The organism is Limnohabitans sp. Rim8 (assembly GCF_945901735.1).
Lineage (GTDB): Bacteria > Pseudomonadota > Gammaproteobacteria > Burkholderiales > Burkholderiaceae_C > Limnohabitans_A.
The window spans coordinates 102,983-126,386 of the sequence record NZ_CAMDLM010000007.1 but is presented as its reverse complement, the minus strand read 5'-3'; the positions used below and the strand labels follow the sequence as shown (position 1 = coordinate 126,386).

Genomic DNA, 23,404 nt, shown 5'->3' with positions numbered 1-23,404 from the left:
ATCGCCTGCGCGCCATGGCCGAGACGAATGACGGCTTCGAGATCGCCCGGCGCGACTTGGAGATCCGCGGGCCCGGAGAGTTTTTGGGGGCGCGCCAGTCGGGCGCGCCTTTGCTGCGCTTTGCCGATCTGGAGACCGATGGCCATTTGCTGGACTGGGCGCGGGCGCTGGCCCCGCCCATGCTGGACCAGCACCCTCAGCTGGCCGAGCGGCACATTGGCCGCTGGTTGGGCGGTAAATCCGAGTTCCTGAAAGCTTGATGTTCAAATAGCGCCCATGACCCTGACCGAACTCAAATACATCGTGGCCGTGGCCCGCGAAAAGCATTTTGGCAAAGCCGCCGAGGCCTGCTTCGTGTCGCAACCCACGCTGTCGCTGGCCATCAAAAAGCTCGAAGAAGAGCTGGACATGAAGATTTTTGAACGCAGCGCCAGTGAAGTGTCCGTCACAACTTTGGGCGAAGAGATCGTGCGCCAAGCGCAAAGCGTGTTGGAGCAAGCCGCCGAGATCAAGGAAATCGCCAAGCGCGGCAAAGACCCGCTGTCGGGCACCATGCGGCTGGGCGTGATCTACACCATCGGGCCGTATTTGCTGCCCGATCTGGTGCGCCAGATCATCACCGACCTGCCGCAAATGCCGCTGATGCTGCAAGAGAACTTCACCGTGCGCCTGCTGGAGATGCTGCGCACGGGTGAGCTCGATTGTGCGATCCTGGCCGAGCCTTTCCCCGAGTCGGGGCTGGCCATTGCGCCGCTGTATGACGAGACCTTCATGGCGGCTTTGCCACTGAACCACCCGCTGGCCAAAGAGGCCTTCATCACCCCAGAGCAGCTGAAAAACGAGACCATGTTGTTGCTGGGCACGGGCCACTGCTTTCGCGACCATGTGCTGGAGGTGTGCCCTGAATTTGCGCGCTACGCCAGCCAGACCGATGGCATTCGCAAGACCTTTGAAGGCTCGTCGCTGGAGACCATCAAACACATGGTGGCGGCGGGCATGGGCGTGACGCTGGTGCCGCGCATGTCGGTGCCCGACCTCAAGCCTGTGCACAAGCGCTCAGGCGGGCGGCACGAATCGCCCGTGCGCTACTTGCCCATCGTCGACCCGGCGGGTGGCCAGCCGCCCACGCGCCGCGTGGTGCTGGCCTGGCGGCGCAGCTACACCCGCTACGAAGCCATTGCCGCCGTGCGCAACGCCATCTATGCCTGCCCGCTGCCGGGCGTGACCCGCTTGTCCTGACCGGCCGACCAGGCCGTGCCCATGGAGGCGGCCATCACCAGCGCAATGGCCAGCCCTTGCAGCAGCGTCAATTGTTCGGACAGCACCAGCCAGCCGGCCAGTGCGCCCACAGCGGGCTCGAGGCTGAGCAAAATGCTGAAGGTGTTTTTGGGCAGGTGGTTGAGCGAGAACATCTCGAGCGCATAGGGGATGGCGCTGGACAGCAAGGCCACTGCCAGCCCGGCGACCAACCAGCGCGGGTCGAGCAAGGCGGCACCCGCATGAAAAATACCCACCGGGGCCACCACCAAAGCCGCGGCCAACATGCCCATGGGCGTGGCCATGGCCCCGTAGCGCAGCGCCACGCGCTGACCAAACACGATGTAAAGCGCCCAACAAATTCCCGCCGCGAAGGCGAAAAACATGCCCAAGGGGTCGAGCGCTGTGGCCGCATCGCCCCCGGGCAAAGGCAGCAGCAGCGCCAGGCCCGCGATGGCCAATGACACCCAGAGCCAGTCGCTGGCTTTTTTAGAGGTCCAGACCGCCACGCTCAGCGGGCCAATGAACTCGATGGCGATCGCCACGCCAAAGGGGATGGTCTTGATGGCGCTGTAAAACAGCAGGTTCATCACGCCCAGCGTGACGCCGTACAGGCCCAGCGGCAACGCATCGGCCCACACCCACTTGCGCCGCCAGGGCCGGAACACGGCCATCAGGATCAGCATGGCAAAAATGATGCGGTAAGCGGTGGTGCCTTCTGCCCCCAAAGCAGGGAACAGGCTTTTGGCAAACGAGGTGCCGACCGCCAAAGACACCAGGCTGACCAACAAGGCCAGCATGGCCCACAAACGCAGGTTCAAGCGGCGCCTCTTTCTGCGACATCCAGCACGATGGGCTGGCCGTGCGGCGTGCGCTCGGCGGCATCGGCCCACGCGTGCTCCAAATCATGGATTTCATCGGGCGTGCCCAGTTGGCGCTCGATCACCAGTTGCTCCAGTGCGTTGAGCCAGTGGGTGTAGTACAGGCTGCCGTCGCTGGCTTCGCCGCGCGTTTGGCCGGCGCGGATTGCGTGGGTCAAGGCGGTGGCCCATTCGGGCCAGGTGAAGACGCCTTTGTCGTGCAGCTGCAAGGTCATGGCAAAGGCGTGGGCCTGCCAGGGCTCTTCAAACACCGCGCCGTTGTTGGCGGTGGCGGGCATGGGAAAGCCGTCGCCGCAGGCGCGGGCCAGGTCGTTCAGGTCTTGGATGGCGGTGTTCATGGGGCCTTGATCAAGTGTGGACCGCTTCCAGATAAGACTCCCAAGCGTCCACGCTCACCTGGTGCCCGGATTCGGCTTGTGGACCCCACAGCTCGGTGCCGTCAAACACCACGGTGTACAGGTGCTCGGCCGTGCCATCAAAAGGCGGCAGCATCTTGTTCACATGCTGGTCGGGCAAAACGTGGCTGCCGTGGTGCAGCACCACGGTGCCCACATGGCCGCGCACATAACGCGGCAAGCGGGTGTGGCCTTGGGGGTTCAGGTTCAGGGCGCGCACGCGCTGGCCCACGGCAAAGCGGGGGGCTTGGGTGCTGGGGCGGTCGGCCGGGCTGCCCTTGGCCAAGGCCGCGTCCACTTCTGCCGCTTTGAGCACGCGCACACCGGCCACCGGGGGCGTGAGGGGCTGGCCCTGCGCCAGTTCTTGTTCGGTGATCAGGCCGCGCTCGATCAACAGCTTTTGCAGCGCCTGGGTCCAGATGGCGTAGTAAGGGCCTTGCACATAGTCCAGCGGGGGCAGGGATTCGCGGGCCGAACGGGCCAGGTCGATGTTCCACAGGCCGCTGGCGCCCATGGCCACCGTTAGCCCCAAGGCGCGGCGCTCCCAATCGCCATGAAACAGCGGTTCGTTGGCTTCGATCTGAACCGGGCCGTAGCCTTGCATGCCGCCCATGTCGTGTACGCCGTTCACGCCGCCACCTCTTTGACTTGTGGGTTCAGGGCCAAGCCAGTGCCGATCATCGCGTCGCGGGTGACCAGGGTGGCCAGTTGTTCTTGGCTCCAGCCTTCGGTGCCTGCGGGGCGTTCGGGCAGCACCAAATAACGCACTTCGGCGGTGGAGTCCCAGACGCGGATGTTTTGGCCCTCGGGCAGGGTGACACCAAAGTCGGCCAGCACAGCACGCGGCTCGATCACGGCGCGCGAGCGGTAAGCGGCGCTTTTGTACCAAACCGGGGGCAGGCCCAGCACCGGCCAGGGGTAGCAACTGCACAGGGTGCAGACCACCATGTTGTGCGTGTCGGGGGTGTTGGGCACGGCCACCATGTGTTCGCCCTGGCGGCCGGTGTAGTCCATCGAGGCGATGGCGGCGGTGGCGTCTTGCAGCAGCCAGTCCCGAAACGCCGGCTCGGCCCAGGCGCGGGCCACCACCTTGGCCCCGTTGTGCGGGCCCACGTGCACCTCGTAGGTTTCGATGATGCGGTCCACAGCAGCGGGGTCCAGGTAGCCTTTTTGCGTCAGCAGGGTTTCCAGAGCGCGCACCCGCAGGTCCATCTCGCCCAAGGTGCTGTGCGCGTGGTCGTGGTCGTGGTCATGGCCGTGGCCCGCATTTGGGCTGGGCGAGTGATTTGCGTCGGCGGTCATTGGCGTCTCCTGTCTGGGTATCTGGGTTAATGCGGCCTTTGAAAATGTCGCTTCGCGAGGTAACGGAAAGTCGGACCTGAAGGCGCCGACCTACAAATACATTCCCTCGTCGGGCCTTGATGGTCGGACATCCATGACCTCGTAGGTAGGTGCCTTCAGGTCCGACAGCTATCCTCTCGCGAAGCGACATTTTCAAACGGGCCGTGGTCCACCACCGTTTTGTCGGACCAGAAGGCGCCGACCTACAAGAGGGATCTGTCGGACCATCAACGGGGCACTTTGATGGTCTGACCCCTTGTGACCGGGGCTTTTGGAAGTGATCATAGCGCCGCATACAATGGCGGCTTCGCCCGCAGGACGCCCAAGCGTCACCCGCACAACCCGAATTTAACTTTCAGTGGAGTTCCCATGTTCATTTCTTCTGCTTTTGCCCAAACCGCCCCCGCCGCTGCCTCTGGTGGCGACATGCAATCCACCCTGATGAGCATGCTGCCGTTGCTGCTGATGTTTGTGGTGCTGTATTTCGTGATGATCCGCCCCCAGATGAAAAAGCAAAAAGAGCACCGCGCCATGATCGACGCGTTGGCCAAGGGCGACGAAGTCGTGACCGCTGGCGGCTTTTTGGGCAAGGTCAGCAAGCTGGGCGATGCTTATGTGGGCGTCGAGCTGGCGACCGGCGTGGAAGTGCAGATGCAGCGCAGCGCCGTGGTGCAAGTCTTGCCTAAAGGCACCATGAAGTAATTCTTCCTGGCTTTGTCTGTGGGGCCTTGGCTGTCAAGGCCCCCTTTTTATATTCTTTACGCGAGTCTTTATGAACCGTTATCCGGTCTGGAAGTACGTGATCCTGGTCGTCGCATTGCTGTTGGGGGTGGTCTACACCCTTCCCAATTTCTTTGGTGAGGCCCCTGCGGTTCAGGTGTCCTCAGCCAAGGCCACCATCAAGGTGGACACGTCCACGCTGCAAAAGGTCGAAGACGCGCTCAAGTCAGCAGGCACCACACCCCAAAGCGTGGTGCTCGAAGGCACTTCGATCCGCGCCCGGTTCGACAACACCGACCAGCAGCTCAAGGCCAAGGATGCGATTCAAAAGGCCCTGATTCCGGATGCCGCAGACCCGCAATTCGTGGTCGCTTTGAATTTGGTCTCACGCTCTCCCGCCTGGCTGAGCGCCTTGCACGCATCGCCCATGTACCTGGGCCTGGATTTGCGCGGTGGCGTGCACTTCATGCTGCAAGTGGACATGCAAGCGGCGCTGACCCAGCGGCTGGAATCCCTGACTGGAGACTTGCGCAGCACGATGCGCGAAAAAGACATTCGCCATGGCGGCATTTCACGCAATGGCCAGAACATCGAAATCCGCGTGCGTGACGCACAGCAACAAGAATCAGCCAAGCGCCTGATCACCGAGCAGTTTGCCGACCTGCAAACGCGTGAAGTGAGCAATGGCAGCGAACTCAGCCTGGTGGTGAGCATCAAGCCCGAAGCTGCCCGCAAGGTGCAAGAGCAGGCACTCAAACAAAACATCACCACGCTGCACAACCGGATCAACGAACTGGGTGTGGCCGAGCCGGTGATTCAGCAACAGGGCCTGGACCGCATCGTGGTGCAGTTGCCCGGCGTGCAGGACACGGCCAAGGCCAAGGACATCCTGGGCCGCACCGCCACCTTGGAGGTGCGCATGGTCGACGAAAGCACCGAAGCGCGTGCGGCTGAGCAAGCCGGCGGCCTGGTGCCCTTTGGCACCGAGCGCTACCTGGAGCGCGATGGCCGCCCCCTGATCGTCAAAAAACAGGTGGTGCTCACGGGTGACAACCTGACCGACGCCCAACCTGGCTTTGACAGCCAGACCCAAGAGCCCGTGGTCAACCTGACGCTGGACGCCAAGGGCGCCCGCATCTTCAAGGATGTGACGCGCGACAACGTGGGCAAGCGCATGGCCATCATCTTGTTTGAAAAAGGCAAGGGCGAAGTGGTCACGGCCCCCGTGATCCGCGCCGAAATTGGCGGCGGTCGCGTGCAGATTTCGGGCCGCATGACCACGGCAGAGGCCACCGACACGGCGCTGCTGCTGCGCGCAGGTTCATTGGCTGCGCCCATGGAAATCATCGAAGAGCGCACCATTGGCCCGAGCCTGGGTGCCGAGAACATCGCCAAGGGCTTCAACAGTGTGATCTGGGGATTTGTGGTGATCGTGGCTTTTATGGTGGTTTATTACGCCATGTTCGGTTTGTTCTCCGGCGTCGCGCTGGGGGTCAATTTGCTGCTGCTGGTGGCTATTTTGTCGATGCTGCAAGCCACGCTGACCCTGCCCGGCATGGCCGCGATGGCGTTGGCTTTGGGCATGGCGATCGACTCGAACGTGCTGATCAACGAGCGTGTGCGTGAAGAGCTGCGCAACGGGGCCAGCCCGCAAGCGGCCATCCATGCAGGATATGACCGCGCCTGGGCCACGATTTTTGACTCCAACATCACCACCTTGATCGCGGGCGTGGCCTTGCTGGCCTTTGGCTCTGGCCCGGTGCGCGGTTTTGCGGTGGTGCACTGCATCGGCATTTTGACCAGCATGTTTTCGGCTGTGCTTTTCTCGCGTGGCCTGGTCAACCTTTGGTACGGCGGCCAAAAGAAACTCAAATCGGTGTCGATCGGCACCGTCTGGCGGCCCGAGGCTGGCACTGCGGTAAAAGCCGACTAAGGGAAAAAGACCATGGAATTGTTCAAAATCAGAAAAGACATCCCGTTCATGCGCCACGCGTTGGTGCTCAACGCGGTGTCCTTCATCACTTTTGCGCTGGCGGTGTTTTTCCTGTTCAGCCGAGGCCTGCACCTGTCGGTTGAGTTCACGGGTGGCACTTTGATGGAAGTGAGCTACAGCCAACCCGCTGACCTGCAGAAGGTGCGTGGCACGGTGGCCACGCTCGGCTTTTCAGAAGTGCAGGTGCAAAATTTCGGTTCCGCACGCGAAGTGTTGATCCGCCTGCCCGCGCAAAAGGGCGTGAGCTCAGCCCAGCAAAGCGAGAAAGTTTTGTCGGCGCTCAAAGCCAATGACCCGGATGTCACGCTGCGCCGCACCGAGTTTGTGGGCCCGCAAGTGGGCGACGAGCTGATGGAGGACGGGCTGTGGGCGCTGGCCTTTGTGGTGGGCGGCATCATGCTGTACTTGGCCATTCGCTTCGAGTGGAAGTTCGCTGTTTCGGCCATCATTGCCAACTTGCACGACGTGGTCATCATCCTGGGCTTTTTCGCTTTCTTCCAGTGGGAATTTTCGCTGGCGGTGCTGGCGGCGGTGTTGGCGGTGCTGGGCTACTCGGTGAACGAATCGGTGGTGATTTTTGACCGGATCCGCGAGAACTTCCGCCGCTACCGCAAGATGAACACGGTCGAGATCATCGACAACGCGATCACCTCCACCATCAGCCGCACCATCATCACCCACGGCTCGACCCAAATCATGGTGTTGTCGATGTTGTTTTTCGGTGGCGAAACATTGCACTACTTCGCCATGGCGCTGACGATTGGCATTTGCTTTGGCATTTACTCGTCGGTCTTTGTGGCCGCGGCCATTGCGATGTGGTTGGGCATCAGCCGCGAAGACATGGTCAAGCCGATCAAGAAAGACAACGACCCGAACGACGAAAACTCGGGCGCGGTGGTTTAAGCCCGGTCAGGGCTTGAGGTCCAGCGGCACCTGCGCCTCGGCCGCAGCCTTGGCCCAGAGCCTATTCTCGGCGGCGCGTTCGGCATAGCGGTTGAAGCGCCAGGAGTTGCCCTCCATGGTGATGCGCTGCCAGATGCCGCGTTTTTCACCCGGGCTCATTTCGGTCCACAACTGCACTTCTTCGAAGCTTCGGCCACAACCTTTGCAGGTTTCGTCGCCCTGGCTGGTGGAGCAAATGGCGATGCAGGGCGTGTCGGGGGTGGTGGCGTACCAGTCTTGCCAAGCTTCGGCCGCTGCCAGGGGCAGGCTGAATTCGTCGGCCAGGTTTTGCTTCGAATACACCATCAGCCCATAGACCTCGGCCAGCGCACGCAACTCAGGCGGCAGAGACACCCCGTCGGGTGAAGGGTTTTTGATGCGCCAGTGGTTGATGGCGGCTTCGATGTCGGTGATGTGGATTCCGGCCATGGTGTGTCTTGTACAGGGAGGGCGATCATAGCCCCTGAAGCCTTAACCAGTAACGCGTCCAGGGTGATCCAGACCACCCGGCTCACTTTTAAATTGTCATCCTGAACTTGACCCGGGATCCATGCCCTCAACCTGGCTCAGCGGGAGGTCGGAAATTGCGCTTGCACTTCACGCCAACGCGCTTGAACTTCGCGCAAACGGGTGTCCACGATCGAGGCTTCTATGTGGTCTGCCGCTTTCAGCTGACTGCGCTTGGCCAGCTCCTGCGCTGCCCGAAAGCGGTCGAGTGCGCCTTCCCAATCGAGCCGGGCGACTTGGGCCTCGGCCTCGGCACGCAAGCCAGCCAGGTTCTGCCCTTGTGTGAACAACAAACGGGCCAATAGGTTCCAGGCTTGGGCATCGTGGGGGGCGACAAACACCCGTTGACGAAGTTGCCGAGTTATGTCCGCCTGCAACGCATGTTGGGGCATGCGCTGCACGGCTTGCGCCACAGCCATCAGCTCCGGGCGGGCCAGCTCGGGCAACGCCCCACCGGGCAGCAAGTGCTGCAGCGCGGCTTCAAAGCGGTCTTGTTTCATGGCCACTTCGGACGACAGCAGGCTCAGCCAGCGCCCCGCCGACAGCGCCAGGGGTGAGGCCGAGGCCTGGAGGGCAGACGGGCCTGTGGGCACTGACTTTTTCAGCAATTCCCGCAACGCCTGCAGACTGCGCTCGGCAGCGGCCATGTTTCTTTGCTGCAGATAAGCCAGCGTGCCGGCATACAGCTTGCCCGCCCGCAGGGCCGGACCGTCCTGAGGCGAGGCTTGCTCGGCCTCCTGGGTCCAGGCCTTGAGCGCATCGGGGGTGCTTTGCGACAAGACCCGTGCACGGGCCGACAAGAAGGCTTGCGCCATGTCGGCCCCAAGCTGAGTGCTCGGGCTGAGCAGTTGCTGGCGGGCTTGCATGTCAGCGATGCGCTCGCTGGTCAAGGGGTGGCTGCGCAGGTAGGGAAAAGCCCCGCTGTCGTTCAGCCCAGCGGCTTGCTGCAGCTTGCCGAACATGCCCACAAAGCCCCGGGGGTCGTAGCCTGCATCGACCAGGATGCCGTAGCCCACGCGATCGGCCTCGCGCTCCATGTCGCGTGAATAGCTCAGCTGCGACTGAATGGCCGCAGCCTGCCCGCCCACGACCAAGGCTTGGGCACCTTGTGGGCTTTTGCTGGCAGCCAAGACCCCCAAAATCATGGCCCCAATCAGCCAGGGCGTGGAGCGGCTTTGTTCACTCATGCCGCGCGCAATGTGGCGCTGGCTGACGTGGCTCAATTCGTGTGCCAGCACCGAGGCGAGCTCGTCGTGCGAGCCCACCACCGCGATCAGGCCCAAGTGCACCCCGAGGTAGCCGCCCGGCAAGGCAAAGGCGTTGACCGAGCGGTCTCGCCCCAACAAAATGCGCCAGGCAAAACGCTCTTGCAACTCGGGTGTCAATTCACCCCGAGCCGCCGCAGCCCGGATCAGCGGGGCCCATAACAGTTGGATGTACTCGTCGAGCACGGGGTCTTCCAGGTAATCGGGGTCGCGGTAGAGTTCGCGGGCGATGCGGTCACCCAGCTGCCGCTCCGCCCCCAGCGAGATGCCCTCGCCATCGCCCAGCCCCGGCAAACCTGTGCTTTGGGCGTGCGCTGCGGGGTTGACCAGTGCGGCGGCAACCATCAACGGTAAAAATCGGTGTCGAAATTTGTGTTTCAAAGCGGCCCTTCTCTAGCCCCGTATGATGCCCTCATCTTGTCAATTTTCTGTAAACCCTTGTTGCCCGCCTTGCCATGAGCTCTTCTAACGACGCCCTGACCCACTTCGATGCCCAAGGCCAAGCCCACATGGTGGATGTGGGCCACAAGGACAGCACACGGCGCGTGGCGGTGGCCACCGGAAAAATCGTGATGCTGGCCTCCACCTTGGCACTGATCGAGTCGGGCACGGCCAAAAAAGGCGATGTGCTGGGCATTGCCCGCATCGCGGGCATTCAGGGGGCCAAAAAAACCAGCGACCTGATTCCCTTGTGTCACCCGATTGCCCTGACGCGGGTGGCGGTTGATTTTGAGGTGCAAGCCGACAAGTCTTGCGTGGTGTGCACCGCCACCGCCGAAGTGAACGGCCAAACCGGCGTGGAAATGGAAGCCCTCACCGCCGTGCAAGTCGCCCTGCTCACCATTTACGACATGTGCAAAGCCGTGGACCGGGGCATGACCATCACCGATGTGAAGCTGCTGGAAAAGCATGGCGGCAAATCGGGCAGTTGGGTGACTGCAGCCTGATTTTCGTTCGAACCCCACACCGCTCCCCATCCGGGTGGTCTTTCTGGGCTGCTGCTGCAAGCGCTGTGAATGCCCCGTCAATCTGGCTCAGCACCCTGCACCACCTGCCGCACGACCTCGGCGCTGAAGCCGCGTGTGAGCAAAAAGCGCATGTGTTTGGCGTGGGTCTGGGGGTCCATCGGCGGGGTGCCAAATTTCTTGCGCCAGACTTCCTGGGCCCGGCTCAATTCGCTGTCCTTGAGGCCCGCCAGCGCCTCGGCCACCGCCTCGCCTGACAGCCCCTTCTGGGCCAGCTCTTGCTTGATGCGGGCACTGCCGAGCTTGCCCGAACGGCGGTTGACCAGTGAGTCAACCACCCGCCCGTCGTTGATGAAGTCCCGCACTTGCAGCTCGTCGAGCGCCTTGGTCAGTTCGCCGGGCACCTCTTCGTGCTGAGCCAGTTTGCGTTCCAGCTCGGTGCGTGAGTGCTCGCGCTGGCTCAAAAGCCGCAAGGCGCGGCCTTTGAGCGAGGGTTGAAATGCCGGCTTGTTCAAGCTCAGTCGCCCTTGGGTGCGGCAATCGCCGATTCGAGCATGCGGATGCCCAGCGATTCGCGGACTTTGTTTTCGATCTCGCGGGCCAAGGCCGGGTTCTCGCGCAAAAACTCACGGGCGTTGTCGCGGCCTTGGCCGATTTTCTCGCCCTGGTAGGCGTACCAAGCGCCCGACTTGTCGACGATCTTGGCGGCCACGCCCATGTCAATCACCTCGCCCTCGCGGCTGATGCCCTCGCCAAACAGGATGTCGAATTCAGCCGTCTTGAAGGGTGGGGCGACTTTGTTCTTGACCACTTTGACCTTGGTCTCGTTGCCGATCGCGTCGTCACCTTTCTTGATGGTACCGGTGCGGCGGATGTCCAAACGGACCGAGGCGTAGAACTTGAGCGCGTTGCCGCCAGTGGTGGTTTCGGGGCTGCCGAACATGACGCCGATCTTCATTCGAATCTGGTTGATGAAGATGACGGTGCAGTTGGTTTTCTTGATGGTGGCGGTCAGCTTGCGCAGGGCCTGGCTCATCAAGCGTGCTTGCAGGCCAGGCAGGCTGTCGCCCATGTCGCCTTCGATTTCAGCCTTGGGCGTGAGGGCCGCCACCGAGTCGATGACCACCAGATCGACCGCGCCGGAGCGCACCAGGCTGTCCACGATTTCCAGCGCTTGTTCGCCGGTGTCGGGCTGGCTGACCAGCAGCTCTTGCAGGTTGACGCCCAGGTTTTGGGCATATTGAATGTCCAGGGCATGTTCGGCATCGACAAAGGCGCAGGTGCCGCCCAAGCGCTGCATTTCGGAGATGACTTGCAGGGTCAGGGTGGTTTTGCCGGAAGACTCGGGGCCGTAGATCTCGATCACCCGGCCACGGGGCAAACCGCCCACACCCAAAGCGATGTCCAGGCCCAGAGAGCCGGTCGAGACCACCTGGATGTCAGCGATCACTTCGCCCTCGCCCAGGCGCATGATGGTGCCTTTGCCGAATTGTTTTTCAATCTGTGCCAGGGCGGCTTGCAGGGCTTTGGACTTTTCGCTGTTGTCGTCGCTCATGAGAATCTCCTTGAATATCAATGGGTTGGGACATCGGGCTCAGCAGTGATGTGCTGTTTACTGGATGCGTGAACAGTACTGTAAACGAACTGTATAAAACTGTAAACAGTATTTTTAGTCAGTTTGCCTTATCATTCTGGCATGCCAGACAACACCGATTCCAACCGCCTGAGCCCTGCCTTTTTGCAGGATGACCGCTGGCGAGAAACCCATCTGGGACGCTTGCTGGGCCACGCCATGCGGCGCTTTGACGAACGCGTGCTGCACCTGATGGCGGGCAACGAGGGTGTGCCGCTGGCGCTGGCCAACTTGGCCGCGCGTGACCAAATCAGCGCCGCGCATGTGCACATCACCCGCCATCTGGCTTTGCAAGGCTCACGCCTGACCGATCTGGCCCATGCAGCGGGCATGAGCAAACAGGCCATGGGGGACTTGGTGGACCAGTGCACCGCCTGGGGCTTGGTGCGGCGCGAAGCAGACCCGTTGGACGCCCGTGCCCGGCGCGTGGTGTTCACGCCGGTCGGCCTGGCCTGGTTGCAAGCCTTCAAGGACGCGGTAGCCCAGGCCGAAGCCGAATTTCGCGAAGCGGTGGGCAAAGATGTCGCCACCGTGGTGGCGCTGGGGCTGGAAGCCTACGCCCATTGATGCCAAGACCGCGTTCAGCGGGGCGCAAGGTACAGACCTGACACTAGAATGAAACCGTCGGCACAGGACGCCGAGAAAGACGGCGCCGCGCCGCGACCACAACAACAGGAGACAACCATGCGGATTCTGATTGCCGAAGATGATCAAGTGCTTGCGGACGGTTTGTTGCGCACTTTGCGCAACGCAGGCGCTGCAGTGGACCACGTGGCCAGCGGCAGCGAAGCCGATGCGGCCATGATGACCAACAGCGAATTCGATTTGCTGATCCTGGACTTGGGCTTGCCCAAAATGCATGGCCTTGAGGTGCTCAAGCGGCTGCGCGCCCGCGGCTCGACCCTGCCGGTCTTGATCCTCACCGCCGCCGACAGTGTGGAAGAACGCGTCAAAGGCCTGGACTACGGGGCCGACGATTACATGGCCAAACCCTTCAGCCTGCAAGAGCTTGAAGCCCGTGTGCGCGCCCTCACCCGCCGTGGCATGGGCGGTGCCACCTCGCAGATCAAGCACGGCCCGTTGGTGTACGACCAGTCCGGTCGCGTGGCCACCATCGACGGGAAGATGGTCGAGCTGTCGGCCCGTGAGTTGGGCCTGCTGGAGGTGTTGCTGCAACGTGCAGGCCGCTTGGTCAGCAAAGACCAGTTGGTCGAGCGCCTGTGCGAGTGGGGTGAAGAGGTCAGCAACAATGCGATCGAGGTGTACATCCACCGCTTGCGCAAGAAAATCGAAAAAGGCCCGATCCGCATCGCCACGGTGCGCGGACTGGGTTACTGCCTCGAAAAGATCCCGGGTTAAGGCCTGGACTCCTGCACACATCAAGCCCTGAAGCCATGAAATCCAAGGGCTGGAACATCCGGGTCTTCAAGCGCGAGCAACGCTCCCTGTTTGGCGAAATTCTCGACTGGATGCTGACGCCGCTGCTCTTGCTGTGGCCCATCAGTCTGGCGCTGACCTGGTTGGTGGCGCAAGGTCTGGCCAACAAACCCTTCGACCGGGCCCTGGTCTACAACGTGCAAGCCCTGGCCCAACAGGTCCGCATGGGGCCCGATCAACAGGTGCAATTCAGCCTGCCGCAGCCGGCCAGCGAGCTGCTGCGCGCCGACGAAACCGATCTGGTGTACTACCAGGTGCTGGGCGGCCGGGGCGAGCATCTGAGTGGCGACCGCGACCTGCCCTTGCCCAAACCCAACCAGGTCAGGGGCAGCAGTTACCAAGTGCACATTCGGGACGACGAAATGCGGGGTCTGGACGTGCGCGTGGCCTACACCTGGATCCGGCTGGACGCCAAGGGCACACCACCGGCCTTGGTGCAAGTGGCCGAGACGCGCGAAAAACGCTCGGTGCTGGCCGCTGAAATCATCAAGGGCGTGATGCTGCCCCAATTTGCCTTGCTGCCGCTGGCGGTGCTTTTGGTGTGGCTGGCCCTGGTGCGCGGCATCAAGCCCCTGAAACAACTGGAAGAACGCATCCGTGCACGCAAACCAGACGATCTGAGCCCACTGGACGACAAAGCGGTGCCGATGGAGGTGGCCCCTCTGGTGGTGTCCGTCAACGATTTGCTGGAGCGCCTGAAAGACTCGATCGCCACGCAAAAACGTTTTTTGGCCGATGCCGCTCACCAACTGAAAACCCCCTTGGCCGGTTTGCGCATGCAGGCCGATTTGGCGCAACGCTCGGGCTCGAGCGAAGAAGACCTGAAAACGTCCTTGCAGCAAATCGGTCGCGCCAGCGTGCAGGCCACGCACACAGTGAACCAGTTGTTGTCGCTGGCCCGCGCAGAAGGCGGCGGCACCCACTTGCCCTTGCAATCGTGCGACATGGCGGCCCTGAGCAGCGATGTGTTGCAAGACTGCCTGCCGCGCGCCATGGACAAGGGGCTGGACCTGGGCTATGAAGGGGTGGAAGTGGGCACACCGGGTGCACAGGTGCAGGGCAACCCCACGCTGCTCAAGGAGATGGTGCGCAACTTGGTGGAAAACGCCATCCACTACACGCCCAGCACGCCCGAGCGCCAAGGCGTGATCACGGTGCGGGTGCTGGTCGACCCCTACAGCAAGGCGTTGGTGATGCAGGTCGAAGACAACGGGCCTGGCATTCCCTTGCCCGAGCGCGATTTGGTGTTCCAGCCCTTTTACCGCGCCCTGGGTACCAATGTGGACGGCTCCGGTCTGGGCCTGCCCATCGTCAAGGGCATTGCCCAGCAGCACGGTGCAACCGTGAGCATCGACATGGCCCACCCGGGCCAAACCTGGCCCGGTGCGTGCTTTACTTTGCGCTTTGGGATGGGCTGAGTGAGCGGGTGCAGGGTGGGCGCGACGGGCTGGGTTCAGGCGGGCGCGCCCATGTTCAGCTGCAAGCGCTCACGCGCCATCACGCGGGCCACAGCAGGCTCGGCCGCGACCTTCTGAACAAAGTCCCACAGGGCGGGATGCGCCTCGGGTGCGATGCCCGCGAGGGTGCCCCAGCGGATGAGCGTGAGGCTGTAGGCGTCGAGTGGGCCCAAACGATCACCGCTCAGCCAGCGCTGGCCTTGGCTGGCGGCGGCTTGAACCAGGCCTTGCAGTTCACCCAGCATGCTGCGAAAGAGCTGCGTATTGTAAGGCTTGAGGGCGGCCTGCACCTCAGGCTGGTCCGAGAACTTTTGCGGCATGAAGATGTGCGTGAAGGTCGGGTGCACGGTGTTGTTCATCCAAGCCAGGGTGGACAGCGCCCGAGCGCGGGCCATGGGCTCGGTCGGGAAAAAGCCCATCTGCGGAAAAATTTGATCGAGGTGCAGCACGATGGCCAAAATTTGCGTGATCGGATGGCCCGCACTCACCAACACGGGCACCTGAGCGCGCGGGTTGATGGCCTGGTATTCGGCGCTGTTTTGTTCGCCCTTGTGCAGCTTGACCATGCTGGGCTCGAACTCGGCACCACTCATCTCCAGCAACACATGGGGCACAAATGAACAAGCGCCTGGGGCAAAGTAAAGCTTCAAACTCATGGGTTCATCTCCGGGAAAAAAAGATCATCGGGGTACAGCCTGCGGGGCCGACGAGGCGGGTGCAGGCAACACGGCCGCTGGGCTGGCGGCAACTGGGGCGCTGGCATCGGCGGCTGGGGGTAAGGCGTTGGCGTCTGGCAAGGCGGGAAGGGTGGCCGTTGCCGAAGCAGGCGGCATGACCTCGAACTTCAGGGCTTCGGGCCGCACTTGTTGCTGCAGCCGCTCAGGTTCGCGATGTGCGTTGGGTCCATGGCCCCAACGCGCAAACGCATCCCATTGCCACGCCAGCACAGCGGCATTGAGCAACAGCAAAAGCGCCAGCCAATATTTCAACATCTTGCAAGGTCCCGTCAGGTCAAGGGTCGTACGCTGATCTCGGCGCTGTGGATGTCCTGCACGCCGATTTCGGTTTGCAATCGTAACGCACCCCCAGGGCCCACCCCCAGCGCCACGCCTTGCTGGCCATCGCTGGTGTGCACACGTCGGCCCTTGAGCACATCACGGGCGTCAAAACCGCTTTGCAAAGGGGCAAAACCATGGGCTGCAAAAGCCAGCAGGGTCTGGACCAGGGGCAACGCCACCCGCGCCAAGCAAGCCGGCGCGGTCAGCTCGGGCAACAACTCGGTGAGGGCCGCTGGCGGCGTGTTCAGCCCCTGTGCGTCGCGCGGCCGAATGTTCAGGCCCACGCCCACCACGACCTGGCTGCGGCCGCCCATGCTGGCGGCCTCGACCAAGATGCCGCCGAGTTTGCGGTCTTGAAACCACAAATCGTTGGGCCACTTCAGGCCCACATCGGGGTGCAGGCTTTCAGCCAGGCTCAGGCCCACGGCCAAGGACAGGCCTGACCAGTCTTTGGGCGACAGCGGCAGGCTGAGTGAAAAGGTCAATGAGTCGCCCGGCTGGCTCTGCCACACCCGGCCCATGCGGCCCCGGCCGGCGGTTTGGCGTTCGGCCACCAACAAGGTCGGCCCGTGCTGGCCCGCGCGGGTGCGGCGCATGAGTTCGCTGTTGCTCGAATCGATCTCGGGCAACACCTCGACGGTGAAGTCGGGCAACAGGGGGTAAACCTGCTCCCAAACCGTTTCGGCGGGCCAGCGGGTCATGGGTGGATGCATCCTTGCAAGCTTGACTGAGGTGGACGTCGGGCTTTGTCGCGGCGCATGCCGGGTTGGTACTACTTTTTCTGGCTGGGGGTTTTGTCCGCCTTGGCCGGTTTAGCCGCCTTGGAGGATTTCTTTTTGTCTTTGGCCTTGGCATCGGACTTGGATTTGGTCTTGCCGTCGGCCTTGGATTTAACTTTGTCTTTGTCTTTGTCTTTGTTTTTGACTTTGTCTTTGGCCTTGGACTTTTTCTGACTTGGCGTTTTGGGCGTGTCCTTGCGCTCTTTGGGCGAGAGCAGCGTGCCCCGGCAAAGGGCGCTGCCGCACCAACAAGGGTATTCGGCCTTGAGCTTCTTGGTGTAGGGCTCGTCGATGATGAGCCCGTAGTCGTAGTTCAGCTCTTCGCCTGCTTTGATGTTGCGAATGGCCTTGATGAAAATGCGGTCGTTGTCTTCATCGGCTTCGCAGTTGGGTGCGCAACTGTGGTTGATCCAACGCGAGGAGTTGCCGCCGTGCAGCGCATCGATCACCCGGTCTTCGTTCACATGGAAGTAAAACGTGTGGTTGGGGTCATGGGGGTCGTGCGGGTGGCGCTCTTGCGCCTCGTCCCAGCTGATGACCTCGCCCACGTACTCGATCAGGGTCTCGCCTTCGGCCAGGTCTTGCAGGGCAAAAACGCCTTTGCCGTGAACACCGGAGCGCCGCACCTGGATGCGTTTACCGGGTGCGCTGGGCGTCTTACGGCTAGGGGGGGGTACAGGTATTTTGGCCACGGCGTTAAAAATTTGTTATGGTGAATTCATGTGGGCGTGCGCGTGAGCGCGTGCCTGGGCGCGTGCGCACACGCGAGACAACGGATTGTAATGACATGAAGACCTTGGTAATTGCAGAGAAGCCTTCGGTGGCTCAAGACATCGTCAAAGCCTTGACCCCGACCTCGGGCAAGTTCGAGAAACACGACGACCATTTCGAGAACGACAAATACGTGGTGACCAGCGCGGTGGGCCACTTGGTGGAGATTCAGGCCCCCGAGCAATACGACGTCAAGCGTGGCAAGTGGAGCTTTGCCAATTTGCCGGTGATCCCGCCGCACTTTGACTTGAAGCCCGTGGACAAAACCAAGACCCGTCTGAACGCGGTGGTCAAGCAGGCCAAGCGCAAGGACGTGAACGCCCTCATCAACGCCTGTGACGCGGGCCGTGAGGGGGAGCTGATCTTCCGCCTGATCGAGCAATACGCAGGCGGCACCAAGAGCCTGGACAAGCCCGTGCAGCGCCTGTGGTTGCAGTCCATGACGCCCCAGGCCATCCGCGACGGCTTTGACAACCTGCGCACCAACACCCAGATGCAGGGCCTGGCCGATGCCGCCCGCAGCCGCTCTGAAGCCGACTGGCTGGTGGGCATCAACGGCACGCGGGCCATGACCGCGTTCAACTCGCGTGACGGCGGCTTCTTCTTGACCACCGTGGGCCGGGTACAAACACCCACGCTGGCCGTGGTGGTCGAGCGCGAAGAGCAAATCCGCAAATTCATCAGCCGCGATTACTGGGAAATCCATGCCGAGTTCGCTGCCACCGCAGGCACCTACCCCGGCAAGTGGTTCGATCCGAAGTGGAAAAAAGAAGAGGACGCCGAAAAGAAGGCCGACCGGAAATGGACCGCTGCCGAAGCCCAAGCCATTGTTCAGGCGGTGCGCGGCAAGACCGCATCGGTGACCGAAGAATCGACGCCCACCACGCAAGCCAGCCCCGGCCTGTTTGACCTGACCAGTCTGCAGCGCGAGGCCAATGGCAAGTTCGGCTTCTCAGCCAAGACCACGCTGGCGCTGGCCCAAAGCCTGTACGAACGCCACAAGGCCCTGACCTACCCGCGTACCGACTCGCGCCACCTGCCTGAAGACTACGTGCCCGTGGCCAAAGAAACCTTCGAGATGCTGGCCGACAGCGGCATGCGCCACCTGGCCCCGCATGCGCTCACCGCGCTGAACAACAACTACGTGCGCAAGATCCCGCGTGTGTTCGACAACAAGAAAGTGTCAGACCACTTCGCCATCATCCCCACGCTGCAGGCGCCCAACGGCTTGTCAGATGCCGAGCAAAAGCTGTATGACCTGGTGGTGCGCCGCTTCATGGCGGTGTTCTTCCCCAGCGCCGAATACCAAGTGACCACCCGCATCAGCGTGGCCGCAGGCCACAGCTTCAAGACCGTGGGCAAGGTGCTGGTCAAACCGGGCTGGTTGGCCATTTATGGCAAAGAAGCCGCAGAAGAAGTGGAAGACGCCAAGGACGGCGACAAGGGCCAGAACCTGGTGCCGGTGCGGCCGGGTGAACAAGTCGGCGTCGACTCGGTCGAGGCCAAGGGCTTGAAGACGCGCCCACCTGCACGCTATTCAGAAGCCACGCTGTTGGGTGCCATGGAGGGCGCGGGGAAGATGGTTGACGACGACGAGCTGCGCGAAGCCATGCAGGAAAAAGGCCTGGGCACGCCCGCGACACGCGCCGCCATTATCGAAGGTCTGATCAACGAGAAATACATGCTGCGCGAAGGCCGCGAGATGATCCCGACGGCCAAGGCTTTCCAGCTCATGACGCTGCTGCGCGGTTTGCAGGTGGAGGAGCTTTCCAAACCTGAATTGACCGGCGAATGGGAATACAAGCTGGCCCAAATGGAGCAAGGCAAATTGAGCCGCGCCACCTTCATGGCCGAGATCGCGGCCATGACCGAGCACATCGTCAAGAAAGCCAAAGAGTACGACCGCGACACCGTGCCCGGTGACTACGCCACCGTCACCACGCCTTGCCCCACCTGTGGTGGCGTGGTGAAAGAAAACTACCGCAGGTACACCTGCACGGGCGCTGACGGTGCGAGCGAGGGCTGCGGGTTCTCGTTTGGCAAGACGCCTGCAGGCCGCACCTTCGAGCCTGCCGAAGTCGAGCAGTTCATGCGCGACAAAAAAATTGGCCCACTGGACGGCTTTCGCTCCAAAGCCGGTTGGCCTTTTGTGGCCGAGATGGCGCTCAAGTACAGCGAGGAAGACAAGAACTGGAAGCTCGAATTCGACTTCGGTGACGATAAGAAGAACGAAGAAAGTGGCGAGATCGTCGAGTTCACCGATGCGTCATTGGGCGCTTGCCCCAAGTGTGGCGGCGCTGTCCACGAGCACGGCAGCAATTACTTGTGCAGCAAATCCGTGCCGACGAACGATCAACCCACGCCAAGCTGCGACTTCAAGACCGGCAAGATCATCTTGCAGCAACCGGTGGAGCGCGAGCAAGTCGTCAAACTTCTCGCGACTGGCAAGACCGACCTGCTCGACAAGTTCATCAGCAACCGCACGCGCCGCAGCTTCAAGGCCATGTTGGCCTGGAACCCTGAAGAGGGCAAGGTCACCTTCGAGTTCGCGCCGCGCGAAGGCGGCAAGAAGTACCCGCCGCGCAAGACCGCAGCGACCAAGACACCGTTTGGCAAAGCAGCGGCTAAAAAGACGGCGGCCAAAACCTCCAAAGCCCCAGCCGCCAAACCCGCGGCCAAAAAAGTGGTCAAGCCTGCCGCCGAAAAAACCCCGCGCAAAGCCGCTGTGGGCACCCTCAAACCCAGCCCAGCCTTGATGGCGGTGATCGGCGACGGCACCTTTGCACGCACCGAGGTGGTCAAGAAAATTTGGGACTACATCAAGGCCAACAACCTGCAAGACCCGGCCGACAAGCGCTCGATCAAAGCCGACAGCAAGCTGCAAGCGGTGTTTGGCAAAGGCCAGGCCACCATGTTCGAGTTGGCCGGGATCATCGGCAAGCACCTGAGCTGAGGGGCTCTGCCCCTCACAGTGCGTGCAGCACCAGCTTCACGGGCAAAGCGTCCAACAGGGGTTTGAGCGTGTTCCAGGCAGCAACAGGCGTGGCGCGGGCGTCTACCTCCACCGGTGCATCGCCTGTCGCTTGCACCTGCGGCCATTGCGCAGGTTCAAGCAGCAAGGGCGCTAAGGTGTTGTGGATCAGTCTCTGCACCACCGCCGCGGTCGCCAGAGTGCGCAATTCGGGTTTGTAAATTTTGCCCACGTTGGTCACGGGCATGGCATTCAGGACCTTGATCGATTTGGGTTTGGCGGGGCCTTCGTCGACACGCTCGGCCGTGAAGGCGAGCAACTCGGCTTCGCTCACCTGGCTGCCGGGTTTGAGGGTGGCAAATGCCACAGGCACTTCGCCCGCGTAGGCGTCTGGCGCTCCAACTGCCGCGCACAAGGCCACCGCCGGATGCGCACCCAGTGCGTCTTCGATCACTTTGGGATCGATGTTGTGGCCGCTGCGGATGATCAGGTCCTTGGCGCGGCCCGACAGGTGCAGGCGGCCTTGCGTGTCGATGAAGCCCACATCGCCCGTGATGAGCCAGCCGTCGGGCGTGAAACTGCGTGCGGTCTCTGCGGCATCCAGGTAGCCAGAAAACAAATTCGGCCCTTGGTAGAGCACCATGCCTTGTTCGCCTGCGGGCAGGTTGTGCGATGTGGCCTGGTCATCGCTGCTCAGCGCCACGATGCGCACACGCGCATGCGGCAAAGGCCAACCCACGCAACCCGCCGGAGCAGTCAGTCCCGGTGGGGCCACGGTGCTCAGGCCGACGGTTTCGGTCATGCCCAGGCTCTCGTTGATGTGCAAACCAAAGGCTTGTTCAAAGCGTTGTGCCAGCTCGGGCGGCAGTGGCGCTGCGCCTGTGCGCACCGCACGCAGGGTTGAAATGTCGGCCCCCTGCAGCGGCACGCCCGCCAATGCGGCCAGCACCGTGGGCACGCCCGACATCAGTGTGCAGCGGTGGTGGGCCACCAGCCGCCAATAGTTGTGCACCACCTCGCGGTTGCGAAACATGGCTTCGGTGGGAATGACCACATGCATGCCGACGGCCAGCGAACACAAGGCACCGGGCAACACGCCCGCCACATGGAACAGCGGGTAGCCGTTGATCGTCACATCGCTCGAGCGAAAGCCTTGCATGCGGGCATTGGCCCAAGCGGTGAAGACCTGCGCGCCATGGCTGTGCCGGGCCAGTTTGGGGGCTCCGGTGGTGCCGCCTGTGTGAAAGTAAGCCGCGATGTCCGTGGGCTGAAAAACCCGTTGGCTGACCAGGTGCTCGGCCACCTGCGTGGCCCGCAAAGCGTGGAAATCTTGCACACCTGCAGGCAGCGCGTCCCCGTCTGGAAGTGGACCTCCATCTGGATTGACCAGCAAAACCGTCTTCAAACTGGGCAATTGGGTTTGCAGGCGCAAGGCCTTGGCCCGCAACTGGCTGTCGTCTGCGGCGCCATGCGCGATCAGCACTTTGGCGTTGCTGGCCCGCAGCAGCGACAGCAGTTTTTCGTCACTGAGCAAGGGGTTGAGCGGCTGCACGATCCCCGCCGCCTCGCCACCCCACAGCGCCAGGTGGTAGGCCAGGCCGCCGGGCAACAAAACCCCCACGGCGTCTTGAGGGCCCACACCCAGTTGGTGCAGCAAATTGGCGGTCTGGTGGATGCCTTGCAGCAAGCTGCGGTAGGTCCAGGTAGTGGACGCACCGCCGGGCTGGCCCGTGTGCAAAAAGCTCAGCGCAGGCTGCTCGGCATGCACCTGGGCGCTGGCACGGATCAGCGCATAGGTGCTGGCCCAAGGGATGGCCTCGGCCAAGGGTGTGGCCTCGATGCGGTGGATGTCGGCCAGGCTTTGAACGGGAGATGAAACAGTCAGGTGCATGACCGATGTTAGCCAGCGCCTGACGCAGGCTTTGTCTCTCAAGTGGCAAGCGGGTGCATTTCAAACCGCCTGTCATGTCAAGATGCCCACTTTGCAAGCCTTCAGGGGTCACCCATGCACGATGCCAGCGCCCTGCCCACTTTTGAAGACGTCCTGGCCGCCGCCGCGCGGCTGCAAGGGCATGCCCACCGCACGCCGGTGCTGCAGTCGCGCACGCTCAACGCGCAGTTGAGTGCGCAGGCCTTCATCAAGTGCGAAAACTTTCAGCGCATGGGGGCCTTCAAGTTCCGCGGTGGTTTCAATGCCCTGTCGCGGCTGACGCCCGCCGAGCGCCGCGCCGGGGTGGTGGCTTACTCATCGGGCAACCACGCCCAAGCGGTGGCCTTGTCGGCGCAAATACTGGACATCCCGGCCACCATCGTCATGCCGCACGATGCCTCGCCTGCCAAGCTGGCGGCCACCCGCGGCTATGGCGCGACTGTGGTGGGTTACGACCGCTACACAGACGATGCACTGGCCATTGCCCAAGGCCTGGCCACCGAGCACGGCATGCGCTTCATTCCACCCTTTGACCACCCGGACGTGCTGAGCGGCCAGGGCACTGCGGCGCTGGAGTTGTTGCAAGAGGTGGGCGAGCTCGATGCCTTGTTTGTGTGCCTGGGCGGCGGCGGCCTGCTCAGCGGCAGCGCCCTGTCGGCCAAGGCCTTGTCGCCAGCTTGCAAGATTTTCGGCGTGGAGCCCGAAGCGGGCAACGATGTGCAGCAGTCCTTGCAACAGGGCCAGCGGGTGCGCATTGCCACCCCAGTGACGATTGCCGACGGCGCACAAACGCCCATGGTGGGCGAAATCACCTTCGAGATCATCCGCCGCTTGGTCGACGCGGTGCATACCGTCACCGATGCGCAGCTGGTGCAGGCCATGCGTTTTTATGCCGAACGCATGAAGATGGTGGTCGAACCCACAGGCTGCCTGTCGCTGGCAGCGGCCATTCAGGCCAGCGAGCAGCTTCAAGGTCAGCGCGTGGGCATCATCGTGAGCGGTGGCAACGTGGATTTGGGCCGCTTTGCGCAGTTGCTCAGCCAGGGCTGAGGCCTGCGGTTCACTCGAATCTTCACAGGTTGACGTTTCAACCAGTTCGCCC

General features: G+C 62.3%; 23 protein-coding genes and 1 pseudogene. 11 read left to right on the top strand and 13 right to left on the bottom strand.

All coding sequences use genetic code 11. The features are described 5' to 3' along the window. Nucleotides 1–260 (top strand): annotated as a pseudogene (locus Q0O99_RS05480) (ATP-dependent DNA helicase RecG); the annotation flags it as partial. Between the two features lie 16 nt (nucleotides 261–276). Next, nucleotides 277–1,239 carry a hydrogen peroxide-inducible genes activator gene (locus Q0O99_RS05475; RefSeq protein WP_293749371.1) on the top strand — a complete coding sequence of 321 codons (963 nt, stop codon included), beginning with the start codon at nucleotides 277–279 and terminating at the stop codon, nucleotides 1,237–1,239. On the opposite strand, the gene Q0O99_RS05470 is transcribed toward Q0O99_RS05475, so the two are convergent. The 4 genes from Q0O99_RS05470 to nthA are packed head-to-tail and all read right to left on the bottom strand — an operon-like array spanning nucleotide 1,200 to nucleotide 3,835. Beyond that, nucleotides 1,200–2,057, bottom strand: a complete 858-nt coding sequence (locus Q0O99_RS05470; protein WP_293749376.1) for a DMT family transporter — start codon at nucleotides 2,055–2,057, stop codon at nucleotides 1,200–1,202. The genes Q0O99_RS05475 and Q0O99_RS05470 overlap by 40 nt on opposite strands. A 17-nt stretch (nucleotides 2,058–2,074) precedes the next feature. Then, nucleotides 2,075–2,476 carry a nitrile hydratase accessory protein gene (locus Q0O99_RS05465; RefSeq protein WP_293749369.1) on the bottom strand — a complete coding sequence of 134 codons (402 nt, stop codon included), beginning with the start codon at nucleotides 2,474–2,476 and terminating at the stop codon, nucleotides 2,075–2,077. A 10-nt stretch (nucleotides 2,477–2,486) separates the two neighbouring features. Next, a complete protein-coding gene (gene nthB / locus Q0O99_RS05460) occupies nucleotides 2,487–3,164 on the bottom strand; it encodes a nitrile hydratase subunit beta (protein ID WP_293749367.1) in 678 nt (225 codons plus the stop codon). Then, nucleotides 3,161–3,835, bottom strand: coding sequence for a nitrile hydratase subunit alpha (gene nthA / locus Q0O99_RS05455; RefSeq protein ID WP_293749365.1), 675 nt, complete (start codon nucleotides 3,833–3,835; stop codon nucleotides 3,161–3,163). The genes nthB and nthA overlap by 4 nt, the downstream gene beginning before the upstream one ends. Nucleotides 3,836–4,243: 408 nt before the next feature. On the opposite strand from nthA, the gene yajC reads away from it, so the two are divergent. The 3 genes from yajC to secF all read left to right on the top strand — a co-directional run bounded on the left by yajC (nucleotide 4,244) and on the right by secF (nucleotide 7,490). Further along, the gene (yajC, locus tag Q0O99_RS05450) at nucleotides 4,244–4,576 is read left to right on the top strand and encodes a preprotein translocase subunit YajC (RefSeq protein ID WP_108354969.1); all 333 of its coding nucleotides are present in this window, start codon (nucleotides 4,244–4,246) and stop codon (nucleotides 4,574–4,576) included. Nucleotides 4,577–4,646: 70 nt separating this feature from the next. Next, complete coding sequence (secD, locus tag Q0O99_RS05445; RefSeq protein WP_293749362.1) at nucleotides 4,647–6,527, top strand: protein translocase subunit SecD; 1,881 nt, start codon at nucleotides 4,647–4,649, stop codon at nucleotides 6,525–6,527. 12 nt (nucleotides 6,528–6,539) lie between these two features. Continuing rightward, nucleotides 6,540–7,490, top strand: coding sequence for a protein translocase subunit SecF (gene secF, locus Q0O99_RS05440; protein WP_293749360.1), 951 nt, complete (start codon nucleotides 6,540–6,542; stop codon nucleotides 7,488–7,490). A 6-nt stretch (nucleotides 7,491–7,496) separates the two neighbouring features. Here the strand turns inward: secF and Q0O99_RS05435 are convergent, their stop codons facing one another. Beyond that, entirely contained in the window at nucleotides 7,497–7,958 is a 462-nt protein-coding gene (locus tag Q0O99_RS05435) for a DUF3717 domain-containing protein (RefSeq protein WP_293749358.1), read from the bottom strand. Nucleotides 7,959–8,095: 137 nt separating this feature from the next. After that, on the bottom strand, nucleotides 8,096–9,646 hold the full coding sequence (locus Q0O99_RS05430; RefSeq protein WP_293749356.1) for a M48 family metalloprotease: 1,551 nt from the start codon (nucleotides 9,644–9,646) through the stop codon (nucleotides 8,096–8,098). Nucleotides 9,647–9,756: 110 nt separating this feature from the next. Between Q0O99_RS05430 and moaC the strand changes: the two genes are divergently transcribed. Continuing rightward, nucleotides 9,757–10,248, top strand: coding sequence for a cyclic pyranopterin monophosphate synthase MoaC (moaC, locus tag Q0O99_RS05425; protein WP_293749354.1), 492 nt, complete (start codon nucleotides 9,757–9,759; stop codon nucleotides 10,246–10,248). Nucleotides 10,249–10,325: 77 nt separating this feature from the next. Here moaC and recX read toward each other — a convergent pair whose 3' ends face one another. Together recX and recA are read right to left on the bottom strand one after the other, a co-directional pair. Continuing rightward, the gene (recX, locus tag Q0O99_RS05420; RefSeq protein ID WP_293749352.1) at nucleotides 10,326–10,781 is read right to left on the bottom strand and encodes a recombination regulator RecX; all 456 of its coding nucleotides are present in this window, start codon (nucleotides 10,779–10,781) and stop codon (nucleotides 10,326–10,328) included. A 2-nt stretch (nucleotides 10,782–10,783) separates the two neighbouring features. Beyond that, nucleotides 10,784–11,821 (bottom strand): recombinase RecA, encoded by a 1,038-nt coding sequence (recA, locus tag Q0O99_RS05415; protein ID WP_293749350.1) that lies wholly within the window; start codon nucleotides 11,819–11,821, stop codon nucleotides 10,784–10,786. A 141-nt stretch (nucleotides 11,822–11,962) separates the two neighbouring features. Here recA and Q0O99_RS05410 point away from each other — a divergent pair, with 141 nt between their 5' ends. The 3 genes from Q0O99_RS05410 (at nucleotide 11,963) to Q0O99_RS05400 (ending at nucleotide 14,754) form a co-directional block, all read left to right on the top strand. Continuing rightward, entirely contained in the window at nucleotides 11,963–12,466 is a 504-nt protein-coding gene (locus Q0O99_RS05410; protein ID WP_293749348.1) for a MarR family winged helix-turn-helix transcriptional regulator, read from the top strand. A gap of 117 nt (nucleotides 12,467–12,583) precedes the next feature. Continuing rightward, nucleotides 12,584–13,258 carry a response regulator transcription factor gene (locus Q0O99_RS05405; protein ID WP_293749346.1) on the top strand — a complete coding sequence of 225 codons (675 nt, stop codon included), beginning with the start codon at nucleotides 12,584–12,586 and terminating at the stop codon, nucleotides 13,256–13,258. 35 nt (nucleotides 13,259–13,293) lie between these two features. Then, nucleotides 13,294–14,754, top strand: a complete 1,461-nt coding sequence (locus Q0O99_RS05400; protein WP_293749344.1) for a sensor histidine kinase — start codon at nucleotides 13,294–13,296, stop codon at nucleotides 14,752–14,754. A 35-nt stretch (nucleotides 14,755–14,789) separates the two neighbouring features. Here Q0O99_RS05400 and Q0O99_RS05395 read toward each other — a convergent pair whose 3' ends face one another. From Q0O99_RS05395 to Q0O99_RS05380, 4 genes are all read right to left on the bottom strand, one after another. Continuing rightward, nucleotides 14,790–15,449 (bottom strand): glutathione S-transferase family protein, encoded by a 660-nt coding sequence (locus Q0O99_RS05395; protein ID WP_293749342.1) that lies wholly within the window; start codon nucleotides 15,447–15,449, stop codon nucleotides 14,790–14,792. 24 nt (nucleotides 15,450–15,473) lie between these two features. Beyond that, complete coding sequence (locus tag Q0O99_RS05390; RefSeq protein WP_293749340.1) at nucleotides 15,474–15,785, bottom strand: hypothetical protein; 312 nt, start codon at nucleotides 15,783–15,785, stop codon at nucleotides 15,474–15,476. A gap of 14 nt (nucleotides 15,786–15,799) precedes the next feature. After that, on the bottom strand, nucleotides 15,800–16,552 hold the full coding sequence (locus tag Q0O99_RS05385) for a biotin--[acetyl-CoA-carboxylase] ligase (RefSeq protein ID WP_293749338.1): 753 nt from the start codon (nucleotides 16,550–16,552) through the stop codon (nucleotides 15,800–15,802). Nucleotides 16,553–16,623: 71 nt separating this feature from the next. After that, the gene (locus Q0O99_RS05380; protein ID WP_293749336.1) at nucleotides 16,624–17,322 is read right to left on the bottom strand and encodes an SET domain-containing protein-lysine N-methyltransferase; all 699 of its coding nucleotides are present in this window, start codon (nucleotides 17,320–17,322) and stop codon (nucleotides 16,624–16,626) included. A 95-nt stretch (nucleotides 17,323–17,417) separates the two neighbouring features. Between Q0O99_RS05380 and Q0O99_RS05375 the strand changes: the two genes are divergently transcribed. Beyond that, entirely contained in the window at nucleotides 17,418–20,354 is a 2,937-nt protein-coding gene (locus tag Q0O99_RS05375) for a DNA topoisomerase III (RefSeq protein ID WP_293749334.1), read from the top strand. A gap of 13 nt (nucleotides 20,355–20,367) precedes the next feature. Here Q0O99_RS05375 and Q0O99_RS05370 read toward each other — a convergent pair whose 3' ends face one another. After that, nucleotides 20,368–22,263: an acyl-CoA synthetase gene (locus Q0O99_RS05370; RefSeq protein ID WP_293749332.1), complete on the bottom strand. Its 1,896-nt coding sequence runs from the start codon at nucleotides 22,261–22,263 to the stop codon at nucleotides 20,368–20,370. A 114-nt stretch (nucleotides 22,264–22,377) separates the two neighbouring features. On the opposite strand from Q0O99_RS05370, the gene Q0O99_RS05365 reads away from it, so the two are divergent. Continuing rightward, complete coding sequence (locus tag Q0O99_RS05365; RefSeq protein WP_293749330.1) at nucleotides 22,378–23,352, top strand: threo-3-hydroxy-L-aspartate ammonia-lyase; 975 nt, start codon at nucleotides 22,378–22,380, stop codon at nucleotides 23,350–23,352. The last annotated feature ends 52 nt before the right edge of the window (nucleotides 23,353–23,404 follow it).